Raw genomic sequence first — 23,213 nt, forward strand, 5'->3', positions numbered from 1 at the left:
GATCAGCCATTGAGTACATCACCAAAACACAGGGCATGAACATCGGTCAGGCCCCAGTCTCGCGGGTCTTCACGCTGGATGATGGATTCGTCGCATCCGGGACGAGACAGATCCATCACCACCGGAGAGATCTTCCGGGCCCGATTCACCGAATAGAATGTCCTGACAATGGGCTTGAGCAAGGATCCCTCCGACTGCTCCATGACAATGGCCAGTTTCCCGGAACTCAACCGGACCAGCGAGCCAACAGGATAGATGCCCAGCGTCTTGACGAAGGCCTGGAAGATGCGTTGATCAAAATGACCTCCAGCCCAGCCCATCATCTTCTGTATTGCAATGGAGGGATCCCATCCCTCTCTGTAGGGGCGGTTTGATGTAATGGCATCGTAAACATCGCAAACCGCTCCCATCTTGGCCTGCATGCTGATTTGATCACCAGCCAGGCCATGGGGATAACCCGAACCATCCATTTTCTCATGATGATGGAGACAGACATCAAGCGTGACTGAATCGCTGGACACCCCCTGGGACAAAAGCATTTCACCGCCTCGCCGCGGGTGAGACTTCATGACTCCGAATTCGTAGTTTGTCAATCTTCCCGGTTTATTGAGGATCGCCCTAGGAATGGCGGCCTTACCGATATCGTGCATCAATCCTGCCATGCCCGCTTCCTTGACCTTGGCCTGGTCGAATTTCAGCTCCCGAGCCAACGCCATCATCAAGGCCGCAACGGCCACTGAATGCATGTAGGTATATTCATCCACTTGCTTCAGCCGGCTCAGACTGATCAAGGCAGAGGGATTTCGAGCTAGGGAATTCGATATTTGCTCGATGATATTTCTGGCCACGCCCATGTCCACGGCATTACCCATCCGCGCGGCGGAAAACATTTCCGCCACGGCTTCCCTGGACAAATGGAGAATTTTCCTGGCCTGGGTCAACTCCTCCTCCATGTCGACCGGTGACGCAGCACGGCTGATATCAGCCATTTCCTCAAGCCGGGTATCGATCCCGGATTTCAGAGGGTCCAGTGATGCAGCGTATGGGGCACTATCTACATCCTCTCCCCTGTCGCTATCAATCCAGACTTCCTTGATATGACTGGCCTGAATGGCATTGAGGTCATTGGGGTTGGAGAGCAGGAAGCTGGTACGCCAGAAGGGGTGCTCCAGCCAAGAGCCGCAGAATTCCGTGATATACACCCCTAATTTCAGGTCTTCGACACGAATCTTCTTGAGCAATTTCCATTCACCCCAGTATTGACCGGAAGCCAGACCGATCCTTCGTTCTGATCTTACTATCCGGCCTTTTCAAACTCCACTGAACAACCCGCCCACCACACACCAAATTTTGCCGGGATGCCGACATATCATCCGAGCCGACCTGGACTGCAAACAAAAAAAGCCCGCGTTCAAGCGGGCTTTTTCAGAAGGACGAGAAAGACATCCTCAATCATCTGGAGGCTGGGGTCGGAATCGAACCGGCGTCCACGGCTTTGCAGGCCGCTGCATAACCACTCTGCCACCCAGCCATGGGAATCGACAAGTGAAGGGCGGATTCTATCCAGATACCCGGTGTTTGGCAACCCCTTGTAACCTGGCGCTTCATCTTCCCGATGGACACAAATACCACTTGCCACCGGTACGGGAAATGCAAAAAACCGCCCTGTGAGGCGGCTTTTTTTCCTTGAATCACAAGGACTTGTTTGGAGCGGGAAACGAGACTCGAACTCGCGACCCCAACCTTGGCAAGGTTGTGCTCTACCAACTGAGCTATTCCCGCGTCACTTGATGGCGCGTATTCTACAGATCTGTTTCAGGGTGTCAACACTTTTTTATCCACCCATGAAAATCAGCCGCCGGCACTTATCCAGACCGTGCCAGGCGGTCATTAAACCCCATGCCCTGGGCGTATCCCATCCACACTGCCGACATCCACAGAACCACGGAACCGAGCACATACCCCGCGGCCAATCCGGGACGCCCCTGCTGCAACCAGATCAGCGCCTCCAGGCTGAAAACGGAAAAGGTGGTGAATCCACCACAAAAGCCGGCGAGCACGAACTGGCGCATGGCCGGCCCCACCATCAGGGCTCCGCCCGGCTCGGTCAGGGCGGCATAGAGGCCGATGAGCCAGGAACCCACCAAGTTCACCGCCAGCGTACCCCACGCAAAGGCTGGTCCCAATGCGGTGAGCGCGGCCACCGACACCAAGTGCCGTGACACAGCCCCCAGGCCACTGCCCAGGGCCACGGCCAGCCAGATTCGGTAACGGTCACGCATCAGATACCTCGCGCCAGTACGTATCCCGTGACGGTGTACGCCAACGCGGCACCTCCCAGACATAAAAAGACGGAAAGGAAGATATTGAAAAACGCCTGCGGAAGTCGGCTACCGCGCAACAGAATCAGGGTCTGCAGGCTGAAGGAGGAGACGGTGGTGTAGCTGCCCAGAATCCCTACCACCAGCCACGCCCAAGCATTGATCTGACCTCCTCCCGGACCTCCTGACAGCATCCAGGCGGCGGCCACGCCGATCAGGCTGGCGCCGCTGACATTGACCACCAGGGTACCCCAGGGAAAGGTGTCCCCTATCCGCGAACTGATCCACGCGGTCATCCAATAGCGGAGCAGCCCGCCCAGGGCGCCACCCAGCAGAATGAGGGTCAGGGATGAGGGATTCAGGCCCACCACGGGCATTGCGTCAGACATGCCGCGCATTATGCACGGTACTGTCCGGAGTGGGGCACCACCGATTCTCGTCCCAAAGTTTGAGACACAGCACCGAATCCCTGGTCAAAGGAACATAAGCTGTGCCGTGCAATCCATAGACATGGGTCTGCCGTCATTGAGGCATGGCTTTCCCACGCATCTTTTGATCAATGGATTCATCACCCAATCACTCGTGTAGGAGGTTTGCATGAAGCACCGTCACACATTCATCGCCGCTCTGTCCATGTTCCCCCTGGCTTTCCTGGTGGGATGCTCCGACCGAGGCCCGGCCGAAGAGGCCGGCCAGACCGTGGATGAAGTGGTTGAAGAGGCTCAGGAACGTTACGAAGACGCCGTGGAAGCCGCGGAAGAGAGGCTGGACGACGCCGCGGAAGCCATCGGCGATGCCGTGGATGAACCCGGTCCGGCAGAGCAGGCCGGTCGTGAGATCGATGACGCCGTGGACGCGGCGGAGGAAGCCGTGGAAGACGCGCGGGAATAATCGAGTGTCCCGCGGGCACCGGGAATGGAGTCCCGGTGCCTGTCTACCCTTGATCTCTCAGGATTTTAATCAGTCATTCCCGCGAAAGCGGGAATCCGGTCACGGAACACAGGCTGAAAATACTGGACTCCCGCCTTCGCGGGAGTGACGGAGAAAAAGGCGGGAATGACGGAAAAGAAAAAAGAGAACGGGAGTCATGGGTGGAAAAGGCACGGGAGGCACGGGAGGCACGGGAAAAGACAAAAGACAGATGAGGAGTCGTGGGAAGAGACTTGTTCAGTGCCCTCTTAAAATGTGACACTCCTCACAGTATTGTGGCTGATACTGAAGATGAAGGCAGCAAAATGGCCGATGGCCGGAATGTCGTTTCCTTGCGGCATCGCTAGACTGTATCCAACAGCCTGAGCCTGTCGCCATGTCACGGGGAGGTATATCGCATTGTGGTAGAGATCATCAAGGCCTTGAATCTCACACCGGAGCAGGAAGCCTTGGTGGATCTGCACAGTTTTCTCAATGTGCTCAACGTACTTTCAGCGGAAATGGATCTGCTGGCGCTGCATCTGGACCGCCCTGAGTCGCTGAAACGCGGCATCGGCACCGTGCATGAGTTTGCCCAGGCCCTGCAAGACCCGTTTCAGGCCATACTCTGGGTCAGGGACATTGATGCCATTCACCGGGAAATCCAGCAGGCGGTCGCAACCGCCGTGGCCGGCATCACCCCTACCCCGGCCGCCCAGGAATGTCTGGACAACATTGAAGCCGTCATGGCGATCTTCAAGACCCGGGTCAAGGAGCTGACGGCCCGTGCCGGCGTGCCGATGATCTGGCAATGGTATGACCTGGAGCTGCTCAAGGAAGATCTGGCGATCCTGTTTCAGGTGATGCAGCAGAAAAGCAACGGCGGCTTCGGCATCAAGCACAACATCGCCGGACAGGAAGAGCGGGACTATCTGGTGAAATTCGATGTCACCAGCCGGGATGGAAACCAGATTTTCATGCCAGCCGTGTTCAACGACGTGATTCGCGACCTGGTCGCCAATGCGCGCAAGTACACTCCACCCGGCGGGCGCATCCTGTCAGGCCTGGATGATGACGGCCAAAGAATCCGCTTCGTGGTGGAGGATACCGGCGTCGGCATTCCCCCCGGACAGGTCGAGGATGTCGTCAAGCTCGGGTTTCGGGCGGATAACGTACAGAACCGCAGAACCTACGGCGGGGGCTTCGGCCTGACCAAGGCCTATTGGGTGACCCAGCGCCTCCAGGGACGCATGTGGATCGACTCCCGCCTCGATCAAGGCACCCGGATCGAGATCCAGTTTCCCCGTGCTCCTAGCGGTTGACATCCACCACCGTGCGCCCCCGCACCTGCCCGGCCAGGATCCGTTCAGCCAGCGGAATCACCTCCGCCAATGCCACCTCCGTGGTGGCCGCCGCCAGCCGCTCCGGATCCAGTTCCCGGGCCAGGCAATCCCAGGCCTCCAGACGCCGCTCCATGGGTGTGTAGACGCTGTCCACACCCAGCAGGTTCACCCCCCGCAGGATGAAGGGTGCCACGGTCGCCGGCAGGTCCATGCCCTGGGCCAGCCCGCAGGCGGCCACACTGCCGCCGTAGCAGGTGGAAGCCAGCACATTGGCCAGGGTATGACTGCCCACCGTGTCCACTGCCCCGGCCCAGCGGATCTTGCCCAGGGGCTTGCCGGGGGACGACAGCTCCGCCCGATCCATGACTTCCGCCGCGCCCAGGCCCTTGAGGTATGCCGCCTCCCCCGACCGCCCGGTGGATGCCACCACCCGGTAGCCGCGCCCCGCCAGCAGCATCACCGCGATGCTGCCCACCCCACCACCGGCGCCGGTCACCAGAACGTCGCCCTGGTCGGGCCGGACACCCTGGCGGGCCAGGGCCAGCACACAGAGCATGGCGGTGTAGCCGGCGGTGCCGATGGCCATTGCCTGGCGCAGGTCAAAGGCCTCCGGCAGGGGTACCAACCAGTCCCCCTTGAGGCGCGCCTTCTCGGCCAGACCGCCGGGGTGGGCTTCACCCACCCCCCAGCCATTGAGGATGACCCGGTCACCCGGCCGCCAGCGGGGGTGATCGCTGTGTTCCACCGTGCCCGACAGATCCACTCCCGGGACCATGGGATAGTGGCGGACCACGGGGGCCTTGCCGGTGATTGCCAGGCCGTCCTTGTAGTTGAGGGTGGACCAGGCCACCCTGACGGTCACATCGCCTTCCGGTAGCGCCTGCTCATCCAGGGATTCCAGCTTCGCCTCGACGCCGCTTTCGGTCTTGTTCAGTACGATGGCTCGATACATCCTCCGCCCTCCTGTGGGTGGTCGTTATGGTCTGCCCGCTCTACGGCAGGGCTTGAGTGAGCTCCGATTCCAGCCGGGTCAGGATATCCGCCAGCCCCCGGGACAGGCCCGCGGCCACCTGGGCCGGGGTGGCTTCGGACAGCGGCTGACGGGACTGCAGGGTAGAGGCCAGCAGGATACGACGCTCTCCCTCCTGTCCACGGGATGACAGGTAGGCCTGCAGTTCCAGCACCGCTGCCGGAGACTGCTCATCCCGCAGATCGCCATGGATGGTGTTGACCAGAATATCCAGGCGGTAGTCCGCTTCCCGGGCCAGGCTGGGCGGCAACAGGGTGTGGAACACCCGGGCGTCATGCAACCACTCCCGGGTCGTGCTGTACACCTGATCCCGCACTGGAGCAAACCAGTCATGATGGAAATCGGAGACATACCGGGTGTCATCCATGCGGTAGATCAGGCCCCGGGTGGCGAACTCCGGTGCCACCCGCACCGTCCCCATGACCAAACTGCCGCCGACCGGCTCGTGCACCGGCAGGGCCGGCCGCTTGGCCTCCATCAGATAGGTGGTACGTACCGGCGGATCGCGGTCCAGACTCACGCTGCAGGCGGCGGTCATCAGCAAGGCCGGCACCAGCAGGAACAGCAACAGGGACTTGGTGAGTCGAGGCATGATCGGGCTCCGGATCATCGGGACAGTTCGGCGGGTTCAGGGGGACGATTCAGGATCGCCCCCGGATGGCGGCGCAGATCCTCGGTGAGGGCACGCAGGTTGTCGGTCATGGCCCGCAGGTTGTCCAGCGAAGCGGCAATGTCCTGCTCATGACCGGCGATCAGGTCGTCGGCACGTCCCACGGTGCCCTTGAGCTGATCCAGGGAGCGGGTCAGGCCTTCCAACGACTGGCGGATCTCGGGGGACTCCGACAAGCGCCGGAGATTCTGTGCCGTTGCCCCCAGGTCTTCCGGAATCCTGGCCAATTGGGGTGAGTCCGCCAGGCGCTGCACCCGCTTGAGGATATCGTGGGTCTGCTCCAGGCTGCCGGCCAGTTCACTCATGAGCTGCTTGGCGTCCACGCCCTCCACGATCTCGTTCAGGTTGATGGTGAAACGCTCGATGTTGGACAGGATGGACTCCACGTCCATCCTGTCCACCCGGCGCATGATATTGTCCGCATACTGCAGGAACTGGGTCATGGTGCTGGGGGCGGAGGGGATGTACAGGTACTCCGGGGTCCAGTCGATGACCACCGGGGTGAAGGTGTCCGCATCGAAGAAATCCAGTTCCAGAAAGTTGATCCCGGTCACTCCCTGGCTGGTCATGCGTACCCGCAACCCCCGTTCCACGAACAGCGCCAGCTCATCCTTGATATCCGCCTCCCTCATGGGCGCACTGAGCAGATCCGGACGCAACCAACCCCTGACCATCACATACTGGGCACGGTCGGCGACAGGCAGCTCTTTCTGGTAATGGGCATAGGTGAAGCTGATCTGACTCACCTCGCCGATGGTGACCCCGCGCAGCTTGATGGGCGCCCCCACGTCCAGCCCCTGGATGGAGCCGTCGAAATAGGTTTCCATCATCAACTTGGGCCGCAACAGCGCGCCCACACCCAGCGCCAGCAGGATCACGACGGTAGCGGCAAAGGCACCGACGATGAACAACCCCAGACGAAAATAACCGGCACGACTACTCACGATGCCTCCGTGGCTTCACGGTTGAAGAAACGACGCACCCACGGGTGTTCACTGTGGTCCCGTAGATGGGCGGGATCGCCCTGTGCCAGGATACCCCGGGTTTCCTTGTCCAGCATGATCACCCGGTCGGCAATGGTGAAGATGCTGGGCAATTCGTGGGTCACCACCACGAAGGTGATGCCCAGGATGCGGCTCAGGCGCAGGATCAACTGATCCAGTTCGGCCGAGGTGATGGGATCCAGACCGGCGGAGGGCTCGTCCAGAAACAGGATGTCCGGGTCCAGCGCCATGGCCCGGGCGATGGCCGCGCGTTTTTGCATCCCGCCGGAAATCTCCGCCGGCATGTGCTGTTCGAACCCGGCCAGTCCCACCAGCTGCAGCTTGAGGCGGGCCACCAGATCCATGGCTTCGTCGGGCAGGTCGGTGAACTCCTCCAGGGGCAGGCGCACGTTTTCCAGCAAGGTCATGGAGCCGAACAGGGCCCCCATCTGGTACATGACACCGAAACGTCGCAGGATATCCCGACGGGCCTGGCCCTCGGTCCCGGTAAAGACCTCGCCGCCGATGACCACCTCCCCGGCCATGGGCTCGTAGAGTCCGATCATATGCTTGAGCAGGGTGCTCTTGCCGCAGCCGGAACCACCCAGGATGACGAAGATCTCGCCCGGCGCAATGTCGAAGGACAGATGCGCCAGCAGCGGCGTACCGCCGAACCCCAGAGTGAGGTCCCGTACCTGGATGATCGGCGGTGGCGATTGAGAGTCGGGCTGCATCAGATACCCAGATGGAAGAAGATCACGGCAAACAGACCGTCCAGAACCACGATCAGGATAATCGCGCTGACCACCGCCCGGGTGGTGGAAATCCCCACGGCGGAGGCACCGGTGCGGGTTTCCAGGCCGCGCAGACAGCCCACGCCGGCGATGACCAGGCCGAACACGGTGGCCTTGAACAGGCCGCCCAGGAAGTCTCCCGGCGACACCGCCTGACTGACCTGGTTCATGAACGCCACCAGGGGCACGTCGAAAGTCATCATCACCATGGCCCCCCCCATCAGCCCCACCAGGTCCGCAAAGATGGTCAACAAAGGCGCGATGATCACCGCCGCCATGACCCGGGTCACCACCAGGAAACGGACCGGATCCAGTCCCATGGTGGTCAGGGCATTGAGTTCCTCGTTGACCTTCATGGTACCGATCTCGGCGGCAAAGGCGGAAGCGGAACGGCCCGCCAGCAGGATCGCCGTCATCAACGGACCCAGCTCCCGGAACAGGGACAGGGCCACCAGGTTGGCGACGAAGATCTCGGCACCAAACTGTTTCATCGCCACGGCGGACTGAAACGCCAGGATCACCCCCATGAGAAAGGCAATCAGGGCGACGATGGGCAGGGCATTGACCCCGGCTTCCTGGGCAATGCGCAGGGCGTCCTTCCAGCGCACGCGGGAGGGGTGGGCCAGGCCATGGGCCAGGGCGGCCGCGGCCTCGCCCACAAACACCACGTGGTTATACAGATCGCGCCCCAGGTCATGGACCCCGTCACCCAGGCGCCGGCCCAGTCCGGGCGCGCGACGCGCCTCCGGGGTACCGCTCAAGGCCCTGGCATCGAAGGGCTCCAGCAGTTGCGCCACCTTGGTTGGCACATTCACCAGCGCCACCTCTGCCCCCGGTGCCCGGGTCTGACGCAGCAGATCCAGCAACAGGGCCACGCCGGCGCCGTCGCAGTAGTCGACCGCCGCCAGATCCACCCGCACCGGCGTATCGACATGATCCTCCAGCATGCGTCCGGCCCGGGGCCAGAGCGGGCCTATCGTATAGGCGTCCAGGCGGCCGGACAGCTCGAGGATACACTCACCCGCCGGGCCGGGTGAGACCTTCAGTTGTGCGCCGCCTTCATTCACGGATGTCTTTTTACCCACGGGAACACGCGAACTCCATGGCAAACCATTGAACATGTCGCTCCATATTGCCAGACTGAACAGGAGAAGAAAGCGACGATGAACCCCCTCGCACGGGGACAGTCCAATTATTTTTTGACAGAACACCCGGGATCGTCATGTCCAGTACCCTGCACATCGAACGCCTGGCGGGTCCACAGGCCACCCCCTGGCTAGCCGAGCTGGCCCGGCTCAGGATCAACGTCTTCCGCGCCTATCCCTATCTCTATGACGGCGACCCGGAGTACGAGGAGAACTACCTGGCCACCTACACGGCCTCCCCCAAAAGCGTCGTGGTGCTGGTCCGTGACGGCGACAGGATCGTCGGCGCCTCCACCGCCCTGCCCCTGGCGCACGAGCCGGAGAACGTGATCCGCCCCCTGCGTCAGCACGGCTACGATCCGGCGCGGGTCTTCTATCTGGGGGAATCCGTGCTGCTGCCCGAATACCGGGGTCAGGGGCTGGGGGTGAGATTCTTCCAGGAACGGGAGGCCCATGCCAGATCCCTGGGCGGTTTCACCCACGCCACCTTCTGCGCCGTCTATCGGCCGAAAGACGACCCCCGCCGTCCTTCCGACTACACACCGCTGGATGAGTTCTGGAAAAAACGGGGTTATCGCAAGCAACCCAGCCTCACCACCCTCTTTTCCTGGAAGGATCTGGATCAGCCAAGGGAATCGGAAAAGAGCATGGTCTTCTGGGTCAAGTCCCTCTAGCAGGGTTCACAACCGATCACGGAGGGCCGGAGCCGCCCATGAACAAGACCCTGCCCGATACTGCGATGGCGGCCCGCATCGATGCCATCCTGGCGCAGTTGAACACGGTCATTTTCGGCAAACCCGGCCCCATCCGACTGGCCCTGGCCTGCCTGCTGGCACGGGGTCACCTACTGGTGGAAGACCTGCCGGGGGTCGGCAAGACCACCCTGGCCCATGCCCTGGCCCGCACCCTGGGGCTGCAATTCCAACGCATTCAGTTCACCAGCGATCTACTGCCGGCGGACATCCTCGGCGTCTCGGTGTTCAGCACGGAGCGCAAGCGCTTCGAGTTCCATCCCGGTCCGGTCTTTTCCCAACTGGTGCTGGCGGACGAGATCAACCGCGCCACGCCCAAATCCCAAAGCGCCCTGCTGGAGGCCATGGAGGAACAGCAGGTCACCATCGAAGGCACCACCCGGCGTCTGCCGGAGCCGTTCTTCGTCATCGCCACCCAGAATCCCCAGGAACAGATCGGCACCTTCCCCCTGCCCGAATCCCAGATGGACCGCTTCCTGATGCGCATCCATCTGGGTTATCCGGACGCGGCGGCAGAACGTGCACTGCTGCGGGGGCGGGACCGCCGTGAGCTGGTGGAGGAACTCCCCGCCCAGGTGGATGCCCCTGCCCTGCTGGCGCTGCAGCGACAAGTCACGCAGGTTCATGTCTCCGATGCCCTGCTGGACTACCTGCAGGCCATCGTCGCCCATACCCGTCGACCGGGGGTGTACCGGATGGGTTTATCACCACGGGCGGTGCTGGCACTGCTGCGCGCCGCCCAGGCCTGGGCCCTGGTGGACCATCGGGATCATGTCCTGCCGGAAGACATCCAGGCGGTCCTACCACCGGTGGCCGGGCATCGACTGCACCTGAGCGAATCCCCCGGCCTGGCACCGGAACAAGTCACCCGGCGTCTGATCGAGGCCGTTCCGGTCCCGTGATGAAGGCCCTGGTCCTGGATCGTCGGCGGCTGAGGGAACGGGCCATCGCCTGGATCACCCGGCGCCAACTGCCGGAAGGACGGACCCTGCGGCTGCACCGGCGCTGCATCTACATCCTGCCCACCCGTCAGGGCTACACCTTTGCCCTGATCCTCCTGGTGATGTTGCTGGGGGCCATCAATTACAGCAACAGCATGGCCTTCATGCTGACCTTCCTGCTGGCGGCCCTGGGCGCCAATGCCATGTGGCATACCCACAGAAACCTGCTGGGGCTGCGGGTCACGCGCCGACCGGCTCAGCCGGTCTTTGCCGGCCAGACCGCCCAATTCGTCTACACCGTGGAAAACCCCAGTCGGGTGACCCGTCGCGGCCTGCTACTGGAGACCCTGGATGGCACACCGGTGCCCTTTGATGTCGGCGCCCGGGATGAAACCCAGGTCACCCTGGACCTGCCCGCCCGGCGCCGGGGCGTGTTGCGACCCGGTCGCCTGCGACTCCATGGCCGCTATCCCATGGGACTGTTCCGGGCCTGGTCCTGGCTGCATTTCGATGAATCCGTGCTGGTCTACCCCAAGCCCCTACCCATGGATCAGGCGCCCCCCTTTGCCGGGCAGGATGAAGGCGAAAGCCGGGAACGGACCGATCCCGCCGGAGAGGAGTTTGCCGGTGTCCGGGGCTATCAGCCGGGAGACTCCCCCCGCCATCTGGACTGGAAGGCCCTGGCCCGTACCGGTGATCTTTACATCAAGCAGTTCGGCGAGGTGAGCGGCGGGCAGGTCTGGCTGGACTGGGACCAGTTGCCGGCAGGCGATCTGGAGATCCGGCTGTCCATGATGTGTCACCAGGTCCTTCAGGCCCAGGCTCAGGGGCTACGCTTCGGCCTGCGCATGCCCGGCCTGGAGCTGGAGCCGGACACGGGCGAGGCCCATCAGCGACGCTGCCTGGAATACCTGGCCTGCTTCGCCCTGCCGGCGGACGCCTGTCCATGAGCGTCGCACCCATGAGGCTGGAAGACCGGCTACCGGCCCGTTCCAGCGCCCTGCTGTGGGTGATCGCCGCCATCGGCGTGGCCATCGTGCCCCACCTGTTCAATCAACCCGTGTGGGTGGTGCTGACCACGGTCCTGGCCCTGGCCTGGCGCGGCGGCGTCCATCTGGGCCGACTGCCCATGCCCTCCCGCTGGATACTGGTGCTGCTCACCATACTCATGACCGGCCTGGTCCTGGGTCGCTACGGCACCCTCTTCGGCCGCGACGCCGGCGTGGCCCTGCTGGTCCTGATGACAGGCCTGAAACTGCTGGAAACCCGCACCTACCGGGATGCCATGCTGGTGGTGTTCCTGGGCTATTTCGTCATCATCACCAACTTCTTCTACTCCCAGGAGATCCCGGTCGCCCTCTACATGCTGGTGGCGGTGTTCGCCACCACCGCCGCCCTGGTCAGGCTCAATGCCGGTGAAGGGGTACAACCGGCAAGGGAGTCCTTCGGCCTGGCCGGTCTGATGCTGGGCCAGGCGGTGCCGGTGATGATCATCCTGTTCCTGCTCTTTCCCCGTCTGCCCGGCCCCCTCTGGGGCATGCCCCAGGACAGCACCACCGGCGTGACCGGCCTGTCCGACAGCATGTCCCCCGGTTCCATCAGTGAATTACTGCAGTCCGACGCCCCCGCTTTCCGGGTTTCATTCACCGACGAGCCGCCCGCGCCGGCACAGCGGTACTGGCGCGGGCCGGTATTCGCCCATTTCGACGGGCGCACCTGGCGGGCGGGCCGGGAGACGGACATCGACGCCCTGCCCCTGCTGCCGGATACCGATGGCATGGTGACCTACACCCTTAATCTGGAACCCCACGAACGCCGCTGGCTGCTGGCCCTGGATGTCCCCGTCGCCGTGCCGCCCGATGCCCGCATGACCGAGGATCACTATCTGGTGGCCGACCGCCCGGTACGGCGCCTGGTGCAGTACAGCCTGGCCTCGCGGACGGATCTGATCCTGGAACCGGAACTGTCCGAGGCACGTCGCCGCCAGGCACTGAGCCTGCCGGCTCGCGCGGCCCCACGGGCGCAGGCACTGGCGCAGGCCTGGCGGGCACAACATGAAGAAGACGACACCCTGATCCAGGCCGCCTTGCGGCACTTCAACGAAGAACCCTTCTTCTACACCCTGTCTCCCCCCAGACTGGAGCGGGACCCGGTGGATCAGTTCCTGTTCGAGGCCCGGGCCGGTTTCTGCGAACACTATGCCAGCGCCTTCGTGGTGCTGATGCGGGCCGCCGGCATCCCGACACGGGTGGTCACCGGTTACCAGGGCGGCGAATACAACCGCCTGGGCAATTACCTGCTGGTGCGTCAGTCCGATGCCCATGCCTGGGCCGAGGTCTGGCTGGAAGGCCGGGGCTGGGTACGGGTAGACCCCACCGCCGCGGTCGCTCCGGAACGCATCGAACAAGGGATCCGGATCGCCCTGTCGGGGGATCTGGGCGCCCCGGACTTTATCCGTCGCAGCCTGGACTGGGGCATGGTGAGGCTGCAGTGGGAGCTATGGCGCGACAGCATCGACTACTACTGGAGCGGCTGGGTGCTGGCCTTCGGTCCCGAGCGACAGGAGGAACTGCTGGAGCGGCTGGGTCTGGGACGCCTGGACTGGCGCGGGATGATCACCCTGATGGTGGTACTCATCGGCGCGGTGGTGCTGGTGTTCGCGGCCGTGTTCCTGTGGCGCAATCGCCTGCCGGTCGCCGATCCGCTGGCCGTGGTCTATCGGCGTTTCTGCCGTCGTCTGGCCCGGGCCGGACTGACCCGCGCCCCCCATGAACCGCCCATGGACTTTGCCCGACGCATCGCCCGGGAACGCCCGGATCTGGCGGAACCGGTGGCGGCCTTCACCCGGGAATACGTGGCCCTGCGCTACGGTGCCGGTCCCGACCCGGAACGTTTCGGGCAACTGCGCGGGCTGTTGCGGCGAATCAATCCCTGATCGAAAAAAACCCGCCGTTGCCGGCGGGTACAAAGCCCAATGGGGAGGGAAGCAGACAAGCCCACGTCCCTGTGAGCCGGGCTTTGTCGGGGGGATGCCGGCGGGTTATGCCGACAGTCGTTGGGGTTCCTCATGATCGCCGGGATGGCCCTGGACCGACTTCTTGCGAAAATCCGCGATCGCGGCCTTGATGGCGTCCTCGGCCAGGACCGAACAGTGGATTTTCACCGGCGGCAGGGCCAGTTCCTCGGCAATCTGGGTATTCTTGATGGCGCCGGCCTCCTCCAGGGTTTTCCCTTTCACCCACTCGGTGAGCAGGCTGGAGCTGGCAATGGCGGAACCGCAACCGTAGGTCTTGAACCTGGCGTCCTCGATGACGCCGGCATCGTTGACCCGGATCTGCAGTTTCATCACGTCACCACAGGCCGGTGCGCCCACCATGCCGGTGCCCACGTGGGGGTCTGCCTTGTCCAGGGAGCCCACGTTGCGGGGGTTTTCGTAGTGGTCGATGACTTTGTCGCTGTAGGCCATGTTCGATTACCTCTCGAATGGGTTGTCCCGGGTGGCTCAGTGGGCCACCCACTCCACGGTCTTGAGATCCACCCCTTCCTGGTGCATTTCCCAGAGGGGGGACAGCTCGCGCAGCTTCTCCACCGCCGATTTGACCAGGGCGATGGTGTGATCGATGTCCTCCACGGTGGTATAGCGGCCCACGGAGAAGCGGATGGAACTGTGGGCCAGCTCATCATCCCGCCCCAGGGCACGCAGCACGTAGGAGGGCTCCAGACTGGCGCTGGTGCAGGCGGAACCGGAGGAGACGGCGATGTCCTTGAGGGCCATGATCAGGCTCTCCCCTTCCACGAAGTTGAAGGAGACATTGAGATTGCCGGCCACCCGTCGCTCCAGGTCACCATTGAGATAAACCTCGTCCATGCCGGACAGGCCTTCCCAGAGCCGGTCCCGCAGCATGCGCAGGCGCTCGTTCTCCGCCCCCATCTCCTCGCGGGCGATGCGAAAGGCCTCGCCCATGCCGATGATCTGATGGGGCGCCAGGGTGCCTGACCGCATGCCGCGCTCATGGCCGCCTCCGTGCATCTGGGCCTCAATCCGCACCCGGGGCTTGCGACTCACGTACAGGGCGCCCACGCCCTTGGGGCCATAGGTCTTGTGAGCCGAAAAACTCATCAGATCCACGGGCAGTTTCGACAGATCCAGAGGCACCTTGCCGGTGGACTGGGCGGCATCCACATGGAACAGGACACCGCGGGATCGGGTCAGGTTGCCGATGGCCTCGATATCCTGGATCACGCCGATCTCGTTGTTCACGTGCATCACGGAAACCAGCACCGTGTCGTCACGCAGGGCCGCCTCCAGCTTGGCCATGTCCAGCAGGCCGCTGGGCTCCGGGTCCAGGTAGGTGACTTCGAACCCTTCCCGTTCCAGTTGACGGCAGGTGTCGAGCACCGCCTTGTGCTCGGTCTTGACGGTGACGATATGACGTCCCTTCTTCTGGTAGAAATGGGCCGCCCCCTTGATGGCCAGGTTGTCCGCCTCGGTGGCACCGCTGGTCCAGACGATCTCCCGGGGATCGGCCCCCACCAGAGCGGCCACCTGCTCCCGGGCCTCTTCCACCGCCTTTTCCGCTTCCCAGCCGAAACTGTGGGAGCGGGAAGCGGGGTTGCCGAAGGCACCGCCCACGGTCATGAACCGGAACATCGTTTCCGCCACCCGCTCGTCGACCGGCGTGGTGGCGGCATAATCCAGGTAGATGGGCCTTCTCGATGACATGGGGATCTCCTCAGGCGGCGGAGCGACGGAAAATGAAATGCTGGTGGGCATGGCGAGGATGCTGCTGTTCCTGGCGCCGGGCGATCTGCTGAACCTCGGGACGGTTGGCGAACTGGTCCAGGGTGATCCCGTCCAGGAACGCAAACAGTTGCTGACTGAGTTCATCCCAAAGCTGGTGAGTCAGGCAACGCTGCCCGTCGTGGCAGTCACCGGTACCCAGGCAACGGGTCATCTTCACGTTTTCGTCCACCGCTATGATGATGCTCGCCACGGTGATCTCGTCGGCGGGCTGCGCCAGGCGATAGCCGCCGCCGGGACCCCGCACCCCCTCCACCAGACCATGCTTGCGCAGCTTGGCGAAGAGCTGTTCCAGGTAGGACAGGGAAATCCCCTGGGTCTGGGAAATATCCGCCAGGGTGACAGGGCCGATCCCATCGTGGATGGCCAGGTCCAGCATGGCGGTCACCGCGTATCGACTCTTGGTTGACAGTTTCATGGACGCCCCCTTCCTCGGTTGTCAGGCTTCACAATTCCCGACTTGCTAAGTCAGGTTTAGAGGCAGTCTCACAAAACCAAGCTGGGGAGTCAAGAATTTTTTGCGGCGGCGCCCTCAAACCGATGGCCCTGATGCAGGCAATAGCCGAGCCATTTATAGAGAAAGCGGTTGAAACGCCAGCGGTGCTCCAGGGCCTGCCAGTCCGGATGATCGCCCAGACTGACTTCCTCGCCGGAGCGACGGCAGGCACACCCCATCACTTCCACCTGACGGGCGTCATGATAGACCCGCAGATGCAGATTGGGGCTCTTGCGACGATGCCGTCCCTCGTCGCCTTCAAAGTGATAGGTCAGTATCAGGGTGGTGGTGTAGGGGCAACACTCGATCACCTCCAGATGCAGGTCCATGGCCCCCGCCACCCGGGAAACCAGCGCACCCTGCTGTGATCTCAGTTCGGGAGAGAGTCGGCGCAGGCGGATGTAATTGGCCTCATACAGGTCCATCAACGCCGCAAAACTGCGGGGCCTGGGGTCCAGATAGGCGGGTTTGCGAGCCTCGATCAACATGGGCGGCATATTACCAAGGAGAACACTGGGAAAGCCATCGAGCCGAGACCCTCCATGCCCGATCGGGACAGATGACCGCGTATTTGGTAACTTCAATGACTCAAGCCACTCACCGCCGCGAGCCCATGAACATCAACCTGGTTGCCACCACCCCCTTCAAAGACCAGAAACCGGGCACTTCCGGCCTGCGCAAGCAGGTACGCGTCTTTCAGCAGCCCCATTATCTGGAAAACTTCGTCCAGGCCGTCTTCAACACCCAGACTGCGCTCAAGGGCGGCACCCTGGTGCTGGGCGGTGATGGCCGCTACTTCAACCGGGAAGCCATCCAGATCATCCTGCGCATGGCGGCGGCTCACGGAGTGGCCAAGGTCATCGTGGGACTCGGCGGGATCCTCTCCACCCCGGCGGCCTCCTGTCTGATCCGACGCTACCGCACCCAGGGTGGACTCATCCTCTCTGCCAGCCATAACCCCGGCGGCCCCCATGCCGACTTCGGCATCAAGTTCAATACGCCCAACGGGGGACCGGCACCGGAAAAGGTCACCAATGAGATCCACGCCGCCACCCTGACGCTGAGCGAGTACCGGATTGCCGATATCCAGCACGTGGACATCGATCACCTGGGCACCAGCAAACTGGGCACCATGGAGATTGCCGTGGTGGATCCGGTGCAGGATTACGCGGCACTGATGCAGAACCTGTTCGACTTTGATCGCATGCGCGCCCTGTTCAACAGCGTTCCCTTCCGCATGCGTTTTGATGCCATGCACGCGGTGACCGGCCCCTATGCCCGGCGCATCCTGGAAGACATGCTCGGTGCCCCTCCGGGCACGGTGATGCGGGCCGAGCCGCTGGCGGATTTCGGCGGCCACCACCCGGACCCCAACCTGGTCCATGCGCACGATCTGGTGGAGGCCATGAACGGGCGCACCGGCCCCGATTTCGGTGCCGCCTCCGATGGGGACGGGGATCGCAACATGATCCTGGGGCGTCGCTTCTTCGTCACGCCCAGCGACAGTCTGGCGGTTCTCGCGGCCAATGCCCACCATGTTCCCGGCTACCGCGGCGGCATTGTCGGCATTGCCCGCTCCATGCCCACCAGCCAGGCGGCGGACCGGGTGGCGGAGCATTTGGGCATTGAGTGCTTCGAGACCCCCACCGGCTGGAAGTTCTTCGGCAACCTGCTGGATGCCGGCCGGGTCACCCTCTGCGGCGAGGAGAGTTTTGGCACCGGTTCCGACCATGTACGGGAAAAGGACGGGCTGTGGGCGGTGCTGTTCTGGCTCAACCTGCTGGCGGTGCGCCACGAATCGGTGGAAAACATCGTCAAGTCCCACTGGCGTCAGTTCGGACGCAATTATTACACCCGCCATGACTTCGAAGAGGTGGACGCCCAGCGGGCGGAAACCCTGATGAACCGGTTGCGGGACCGTTTGCCGGGCCTGACCGGCAAACGCCTGGGTGACCACACCGTGAGCCTGGCGGATGACTTCGCCTATGAAGACCCCATTGACGGGTCCATCAGTCAGGGACAGGGGGTTCGCATCCTGTTCGAGGGCGGTTCACGGCTGGTGTTCCGACTGTCGGGCACGGGTACGGCGGGGGCGACGCTGCGGCTCTACGTGGAACGGTATGAGCCGGATCCGCAACGGCACGCACTGGAGACCCAGTCGGCGCTGGCGCCGCTGATTGCCATTGCCCACGAGGTGGCGGGCATCCGGGAACATACCGGGCGCGAGGCGCCAACGGTGATCACCTGAAGAGACAAAAGGCCCTGTTTTCAGGCCCGCTCCCAGTCAAAGGCCAGCACCTGCCGGATGTGGTCGCAACCACTCAGGCACATGAGCAACCGGTCCACGCCCAGGGCCACGCCGGCGCAGTCCGGCAAACCCTCGGCCAGGGCCGCCAGAAGATGATGGTCCACCGCCACCGCCGCTTGCCCGGCGGCCCGGCGGCGGCGGTTGTCCGCCTCGAAACGGGCGCCCTGCTCCACCGCATCCCCCAACTCATGAAAACCGTTGGCCAGTTCCACCCCACCCCAATACAGCTCGAAGCGCTCGGCCACCGCCGGATTCTCCGGACAGATCCGGGCCAGCGCGGCCTGGCTGGCAGGATAATCATGGATGAAAGTCAGACCATCCGCGGGTAGCGCGGGTGCCACCACCATGGACATGATCAGGTCCAGCCAGCCATCCCGATCCAGTTCACCCCGCACATCCAGCCCGAGCGCCCGCGCCCTGTCGGCCAGTTCCCCGACATCGGCATGCAGGGGATCGATACCGGCATGATCGAGCATGGCCTGCCGGTAACTCAGCCAGATGGTCGGACGGGATAGCCGGTCACCGGCCAGACCACGCACCAGATCATCGACTTCAGCCATCAGCCGATGGTGGTCGAACCCGACCCGATACCATTCCAACAGGGTGAATTCCGGATTGTGAGAGCGACCGGCTTCCCCGGCACGAAAGACCCGAGCAATCTGATAGATATCCCCCGACCCGGCGGCCAACAGGCGCTTCATGGGAAACTCAGGGGAGGTATGCAGCCAGAGGGTAGCCTCCGGCAGGGTCACGGTCAGGCTCTCGATGGCGGGATCCGTGGCCCCCGCCCGGGACAGGCAGGGGGTTTCCACTTCCAGCACCCCCCGCGCATGGAAAAAGTGGCGGATCGACCGAAGCAGATCCGCCCGACGACGCAACATCGCCGGAGCGGCGGAGGGAAACCAACTCACGCGCGGGAGACGTAGTCGCCGGTGCGGGTATCCACGCGGATCACGTCCCCTTCGTTCACGAACAGGGGCACCTTGACCACGGCCCCGGTCTCCAGCGTGGCCGGCTTGGTGCCGCCGGTGGCGGTGTCGCCGCGGATGCCCGGATCACACTGGGTAATCTTCAATTCCACGAAATTGGGCGGGCTGACCGACAGGGGTACGTTGTTCCACAGGGTCACGGTGCACATGTCCTGCTCCTTGAGCCACTTCATGGCATCAATGACCGCTGCCTCGTTGGCGGCATACTGCTCGAAACTCTCCGGCATCATGAAGTGCCAGAACTCGCCGTCGGCGTAGAGGTATTGCATGTCCGTGTCCATCACGTCGGCAGCTTCCACCGAGTCGCCGGACTTGAAGGTCTTGTCCAGCACGCGACCGGTCTTGAGGTTGCGCATCTTCACGCGATTGAAGGCCTGCCCCTTGCCGGGCTTGACGAACTCGTTTTCCACGATGGCGTACGGATCACCATCCAGCAGAATCTTGAGCCCGCTCTTGAATTCATTGGTACTGTACATTGCCATAACGATGCATCTCCGGATCGAGCAGGGCTCGAAGGGGTTTCCAACAGGGACAATCCCGGGTGGGCGGGGAATCTGGCAAACAGTCGGTCAAAACCGGCACAATGGGCTGGCCTGCCACGATCCACCCTGAAAAATCCGCCTATGATAACGCGATTAAATGTCCACCGTCAGTCGGCGGATTGGCAACGCGCCCTTGCCCAGGCCGTGACCGATCCGGAAGATCTGCTCAAGCGCCTGGGGCTGGACCCGGCCCTGCTGCCCGCCGCCCTGAAGGCCGCGGAACGCTTCCGGGTGCGGGTACCCCTGGGTTACCTGGGGCGCATGACCCCCGGAGATCCCGCGGATCCCTTGTTGCGACAGGTCCTGCCCCTGGCCGAGGAATGCCTGGAAATCCCCGGCTTTCAGTGTGATCCAGTGGGAGATCTGGAGTCGATGCCGATCCCGGGGCTGTTGCACAAGTATCATGGTCGAGTGCTGCTGGTCACCTCCGGCGCCTGCGCCATCCATTGCCGTTACTGCTTCCGGCAGCATTTTCCCTATCGGGACGCCTCCGCCATCCGGGAAGCCTGGCCACGGATACTCTGCTATCTGCGCGCCCATGAAGAGGTACGCGAGGTGATCCTGAGCGGCGGCGATCCGCTGACCCTGAGCGATGACAAGCTGGCGGCGATGGTTTCGGATCTGGCCGGCATTCCCCATCTGCGCACCCTGCGCCTGCACAGCCGCCTGCCGGTGGTGCTGCCTGAGCGGATCGACGATGCGCTGCTGAGCTGGCTGACCGGCACCCGCCTGCGCCCGATCATGGTCATCCATGCCAATCACGCCCGTGAACTGGACGGTACCACCCGGGCGGCCATGGAACGCCTGGAACTGGCCGGCGTACGTCTGTTCAACCAGACCGTCCTGCTCAAGGGCATCAATGATGACCCGGACACCTTGGCGGCACTCAGTCATGCCCTGTTCGACAGCGGCGTGCAGCCCTATTACCTGCACATGCTGGATCCAGTGCAAGGTGCCGCACACTTTGCCGTCACCGAGGAGCGGGCCCTGGCCATCCTGGACCATCTGAACCGGCAGCTTCCCGGTTACCTGATACCGCGCCTGGTCCAGGACATCTCCGGGCGGGACAGCAAGACCCCTCTGGTTCGCACGTTTCAAACCGTGAGTGATTCCGCGGTTTGAAAACTGGAAAAATAAGGTCTATAGACGTTAAAATAGTGAACCCCATCACAGAAAACCAGTCTCAAGGCCGAGACATAGGCCCCCTCAGAGAGTGAAACGAGATGCTGGTCGGAACCCCCATGGTGCAGCTTCAAGGCGATGATGCCCTCCCTTTACAACCAAGGAAGGTCAAACGCTGGCTGAAGGCGCTGCCCATGGCGGACATGGGGGAGACAACCCGCAGATTGCTGCAGGCGCTCCAAGCACTGAACGGACGATCACTGCCCCCGGCAGAGCGTCTTGAGATCATGGAACTCCTGCATCCCTCCCTGCTCATGGTGCAGGATCACCTGGGACGCCACTTCATCAATCGCTCCCTTCCCCTGCCGCCGCGAGGCCTTCAAATTGCCCATATCGCGGGAGAACTGCTGGCGGAAACCAGCACCGGCTATCTGCGGGTTCTCAGGGATTTAAGGGGCATCAAGAAAACAGGACTCTCCACCAGACAGCTGACGACGGCCATCTACCAGGGTCTGAACATGCTGGGAGCCCAGCAGAGACACGCCGCACGCCTGTATCTGCCCGCCCCACCGGGAACCTGGCAGGCCATGCATGAACTCCTGGCCGATGCGGAATATCATGGCATTCTGCACCAGGAACTGACGGACGAGCAGTCGAAACAGCGCACCCCCGCTCAGGCCTACCTGCAAGCGGCCCTTCTGGCCCTGGCCGCTCCACTGACCCTGCGTCAAGGTGAATCGGACCGGCTGCATCGCCATCTGGAAGCCCATTGTGCAACCTGCCATATCGGATCGGACGCCCTGCCCGATCATGCCGGCATGCTCTACCGGATCGATCTGCGCAGCGACCGCGCGCCGGACTACATCACACCGGATGAACTGGACAACACGGCAACCAGCCGGTTCCTGCGGATCGCGCCACTGATTCGTCAACTCCGCGACCTGGTGCGTCAGGAAAACAGCCGGCCACTGGACAACGACCTGATCCACAGAGCCCTGATTGCTTGGACGAACACGGCTCGGCGGCGTTTCAACCGCACCGGACGCGCCGGTCGGATCGATGTGACCACCGGCCTGGCCGACATCCATCATTGCATCACCCGGAAGGTCGATGCCGACCTGGGCAAGCGCTCCACGGACACGGACTTGACCCAATTGTCGCTGCAAGAGATCGATTACAACCTCCGCTCCATGGAGATGGGCATCTCGGTACGTTATCTGGCTGACATGCCCAAAGACCTGGGATCTTCCGCCTGGGACAGCATTGCCAAGGGCAATCTGGTAACCAGCACCACCCTCCCGGACAACGGAACCGCGCCGCCGAGTCCTGAGACTCCGACCCCGCAGGCATGGCAGCTGGTGGATAGCAGTGCCGGCGGTTTTCGCCTGCGTTGGGAGCAACCTCAGGCAGGACGTGTCCAGGTGGGAGAGCTGGTCGGCCTGCGCAGCAGCCATGAGGGCGCCGGGGCCGGCTGGCAACTGGGCATCGTGCGCTGGATGATGTTTCATCCCGCAACCGGTCTGGAAATCGGGGTTCAGATTCTGGCCCCGCGCAGTCTGCCGATCATGTTAAGACGCGCCAAGCGGCGGCTGGCCCATGGGCAACCGCTGGAGGGACTCATGTCCCCCACCATTCAGGTACTGCAACAGGCCACCAGCCTGTTCTGTCCCGCCGGTGCCTTCCAGGTCGATGACGAAGTGGCCGTGATTTTGGCGGGACGCACTCTGTCCGTAAGGCTTACCCGCAAGCTGGCGCACTCCAGCCGCTTCGAACAGTTCGCCTATGAACCCCTCAAAGACTTGCCTCAAGACCGCGAAGACAGCGACCCGACGTTGGCGAGCCCGGCGATCTGGTCCAGTATCTAGAAAATATTGAAGCGGGAGTCCGGAATTTCCCGTCCGTGACCGGATTCCCACCTGCTGGGGCATGACCTGACAAGAATATCCAGTGGTATTGCCTGCCCTTGCCCGAGGACATCCGGACCCTTCGGGGCCACATCCCTGATTGGCGATATCGGGGCGCTTGTCTATATAATCGAGGCCAGTGACCTCCGCCGGCACCCAGCCC

General features: G+C 62.9%; 23 protein-coding genes and 2 tRNA genes. 9 read left to right on the forward strand and 16 right to left on the reverse strand.

The window, feature by feature from the left end:
* Window positions 1-2: 2 nt before the first annotated feature.
* The 5 genes from ACLF6L_RS10350 to ACLF6L_RS10370 all read right to left on the reverse strand — a co-directional run bounded on the left by ACLF6L_RS10350 (window position 3) and on the right by ACLF6L_RS10370 (window position 2,710).
* Window positions 3-1,241, reverse strand: a complete 1,239-nt coding sequence (locus ACLF6L_RS10350; protein WP_412851641.1) for an HD-GYP domain-containing protein — start codon at window positions 1,239-1,241, stop codon at window positions 3-5.
* A 216-nt stretch (window positions 1,242-1,457) separates the two neighbouring features.
* Window positions 1,458-1,531, reverse strand: a tRNA-Cys gene (locus ACLF6L_RS10355).
* A gap of 175 nt (window positions 1,532-1,706) precedes the next feature.
* A tRNA-Gly gene (locus ACLF6L_RS10360) sits at window positions 1,707-1,782 on the reverse strand.
* Between the two features lie 83 nt (window positions 1,783-1,865).
* Entirely contained in the window at window positions 1,866-2,282 is a 417-nt protein-coding gene (locus ACLF6L_RS10365) for a fluoride efflux transporter FluC (protein ID WP_238616069.1), read from the reverse strand.
* The gene (locus tag ACLF6L_RS10370; protein WP_141565263.1) at window positions 2,282-2,710 is read right to left on the reverse strand and encodes a CrcB family protein; all 429 of its coding nucleotides are present in this window, start codon (window positions 2,708-2,710) and stop codon (window positions 2,282-2,284) included. The genes ACLF6L_RS10365 and ACLF6L_RS10370 overlap by 1 nt, the downstream gene beginning before the upstream one ends.
* 208 nt (window positions 2,711-2,918) lie before the next feature.
* Between ACLF6L_RS10370 and ACLF6L_RS10375 the strand changes: the two genes are divergently transcribed.
* Window positions 2,919-3,212, forward strand: a complete 294-nt coding sequence (locus ACLF6L_RS10375) for a hypothetical protein (RefSeq protein ID WP_238616068.1) — start codon at window positions 2,919-2,921, stop codon at window positions 3,210-3,212.
* Between the two features lie 440 nt (window positions 3,213-3,652).
* Window positions 3,653-4,552, forward strand: a complete 900-nt coding sequence (locus tag ACLF6L_RS10380) for an ATP-binding protein (RefSeq protein WP_238616067.1) — start codon at window positions 3,653-3,655, stop codon at window positions 4,550-4,552.
* Here the strand turns inward: ACLF6L_RS10380 and ACLF6L_RS10385 are convergent.
* Genes ACLF6L_RS10385 through ACLF6L_RS10405 form a run of 5 tightly spaced genes read right to left on the reverse strand, consistent with a single transcriptional unit; the run spans window position 4,542 to window position 9,135 of the window.
* Complete coding sequence (locus ACLF6L_RS10385; RefSeq protein WP_238616066.1) at window positions 4,542-5,525, reverse strand: MDR family oxidoreductase; 984 nt, start codon at window positions 5,523-5,525, stop codon at window positions 4,542-4,544. The genes ACLF6L_RS10380 and ACLF6L_RS10385 overlap by 11 nt on opposite strands.
* Before the next feature lie 40 nt (window positions 5,526-5,565).
* On the reverse strand, window positions 5,566-6,195 hold the full coding sequence (locus tag ACLF6L_RS10390) for an ABC-type transport auxiliary lipoprotein family protein (RefSeq protein WP_412851642.1): 630 nt from the start codon (window positions 6,193-6,195) through the stop codon (window positions 5,566-5,568).
* A 14-nt stretch (window positions 6,196-6,209) separates the two neighbouring features.
* Window positions 6,210-7,217 carry an MlaD family protein gene (locus ACLF6L_RS10395; RefSeq protein WP_238616064.1) on the reverse strand — a complete coding sequence of 336 codons (1,008 nt, stop codon included), beginning with the start codon at window positions 7,215-7,217 and terminating at the stop codon, window positions 6,210-6,212.
* Window positions 7,214-7,990, reverse strand: coding sequence for an ABC transporter ATP-binding protein (locus tag ACLF6L_RS10400; protein ID WP_238616063.1), 777 nt, complete (start codon window positions 7,988-7,990; stop codon window positions 7,214-7,216). The genes ACLF6L_RS10395 and ACLF6L_RS10400 overlap by 4 nt, the downstream gene beginning before the upstream one ends.
* A complete protein-coding gene (locus tag ACLF6L_RS10405; RefSeq protein ID WP_238616062.1) occupies window positions 7,990-9,135 on the reverse strand; it encodes an ABC transporter permease in 1,146 nt (381 codons plus the stop codon). Before ACLF6L_RS10405 ends, ACLF6L_RS10400 begins: the two co-directional genes overlap by 1 nt.
* Window positions 9,136-9,272: 137 nt before the next feature.
* On the opposite strand from ACLF6L_RS10405, the gene ACLF6L_RS10410 reads away from it, so the two are divergent.
* From ACLF6L_RS10410 to ACLF6L_RS10425, 4 genes are read left to right on the forward strand one after another with little or no spacing between them, the layout of a single operon-like run.
* Window positions 9,273-9,869: a GNAT family N-acetyltransferase gene (locus tag ACLF6L_RS10410; protein WP_238616061.1), complete on the forward strand. Its 597-nt coding sequence runs from the start codon at window positions 9,273-9,275 to the stop codon at window positions 9,867-9,869.
* A 38-nt stretch (window positions 9,870-9,907) separates the two neighbouring features.
* Entirely contained in the window at window positions 9,908-10,849 is a 942-nt protein-coding gene (locus tag ACLF6L_RS10415) for an AAA family ATPase (protein ID WP_412851643.1), read from the forward strand.
* Window positions 10,849-11,838: a DUF58 domain-containing protein gene (locus ACLF6L_RS10420; RefSeq protein ID WP_238616059.1), complete on the forward strand. Its 990-nt coding sequence runs from the start codon at window positions 10,849-10,851 to the stop codon at window positions 11,836-11,838. The genes ACLF6L_RS10415 and ACLF6L_RS10420 overlap by 1 nt, the downstream gene beginning before the upstream one ends.
* A complete protein-coding gene (locus tag ACLF6L_RS10425) occupies window positions 11,835-13,823 on the forward strand; it encodes a DUF3488 and DUF4129 domain-containing transglutaminase family protein (protein WP_412851644.1) in 1,989 nt (662 codons plus the stop codon). The genes ACLF6L_RS10420 and ACLF6L_RS10425 overlap by 4 nt, the downstream gene beginning before the upstream one ends.
* Before the next feature lie 105 nt (window positions 13,824-13,928).
* Here the strand turns inward: ACLF6L_RS10425 and iscU are convergent, their stop codons facing one another.
* The 4 genes from iscU to ACLF6L_RS10445 form a co-directional block, all read right to left on the reverse strand.
* Entirely contained in the window at window positions 13,929-14,354 is a 426-nt protein-coding gene (iscU, locus tag ACLF6L_RS10430; protein WP_238616057.1) for a Fe-S cluster assembly scaffold IscU, read from the reverse strand.
* Between the two features lie 36 nt (window positions 14,355-14,390).
* A complete protein-coding gene (locus tag ACLF6L_RS10435; RefSeq protein WP_238616056.1) occupies window positions 14,391-15,611 on the reverse strand; it encodes an IscS subfamily cysteine desulfurase in 1,221 nt (406 codons plus the stop codon).
* Window positions 15,612-15,621: 10 nt separating this feature from the next.
* Window positions 15,622-16,107: an Rrf2 family transcriptional regulator gene (locus ACLF6L_RS10440; RefSeq protein WP_412851645.1), complete on the reverse strand. Its 486-nt coding sequence runs from the start codon at window positions 16,105-16,107 to the stop codon at window positions 15,622-15,624.
* 89 nt (window positions 16,108-16,196) lie between these two features.
* Window positions 16,197-16,673, reverse strand: a complete 477-nt coding sequence (locus ACLF6L_RS10445; protein ID WP_238616055.1) for a DUF1249 domain-containing protein — start codon at window positions 16,671-16,673, stop codon at window positions 16,197-16,199.
* A 125-nt stretch (window positions 16,674-16,798) separates the two neighbouring features.
* Between ACLF6L_RS10445 and ACLF6L_RS10450 the strand changes: the two genes are divergently transcribed.
* On the forward strand, window positions 16,799-18,433 hold the full coding sequence (locus tag ACLF6L_RS10450; RefSeq protein WP_238616146.1) for an alpha-D-glucose phosphate-specific phosphoglucomutase: 1,635 nt from the start codon (window positions 16,799-16,801) through the stop codon (window positions 18,431-18,433).
* 20 nt (window positions 18,434-18,453) lie between these two features.
* Here ACLF6L_RS10450 and epmA read toward each other — a convergent pair whose 3' ends face one another.
* Both epmA and efp read right to left on the reverse strand, forming a co-directional pair.
* Window positions 18,454-19,374, reverse strand: coding sequence for an EF-P lysine aminoacylase EpmA (epmA, locus tag ACLF6L_RS10455; RefSeq protein WP_412852783.1), 921 nt, complete (start codon window positions 19,372-19,374; stop codon window positions 18,454-18,456).
* A gap of 26 nt (window positions 19,375-19,400) precedes the next feature.
* The gene (gene efp / locus ACLF6L_RS10460) at window positions 19,401-19,964 is read right to left on the reverse strand and encodes an elongation factor P (RefSeq protein ID WP_008931599.1); all 564 of its coding nucleotides are present in this window, start codon (window positions 19,962-19,964) and stop codon (window positions 19,401-19,403) included.
* Window positions 19,965-20,105: 141 nt separating this feature from the next.
* On the opposite strand from efp, the gene epmB reads away from it, so the two are divergent.
* Both epmB and ACLF6L_RS10470 read left to right on the forward strand, forming a co-directional pair.
* Window positions 20,106-21,146, forward strand: coding sequence for an EF-P beta-lysylation protein EpmB (gene epmB / locus ACLF6L_RS10465; RefSeq protein WP_238616054.1), 1,041 nt, complete (start codon window positions 20,106-20,108; stop codon window positions 21,144-21,146).
* A gap of 101 nt (window positions 21,147-21,247) precedes the next feature.
* Entirely contained in the window at window positions 21,248-23,011 is a 1,764-nt protein-coding gene (locus ACLF6L_RS10470) for a hypothetical protein (protein ID WP_238616053.1), read from the forward strand.
* The last annotated feature ends 202 nt before the right edge of the window (window positions 23,012-23,213 follow it).

The organism is Ectothiorhodospira shaposhnikovii, from assembly GCF_047222355.1.
Lineage (GTDB): Bacteria > Pseudomonadota > Gammaproteobacteria > Ectothiorhodospirales > Ectothiorhodospiraceae > Ectothiorhodospira.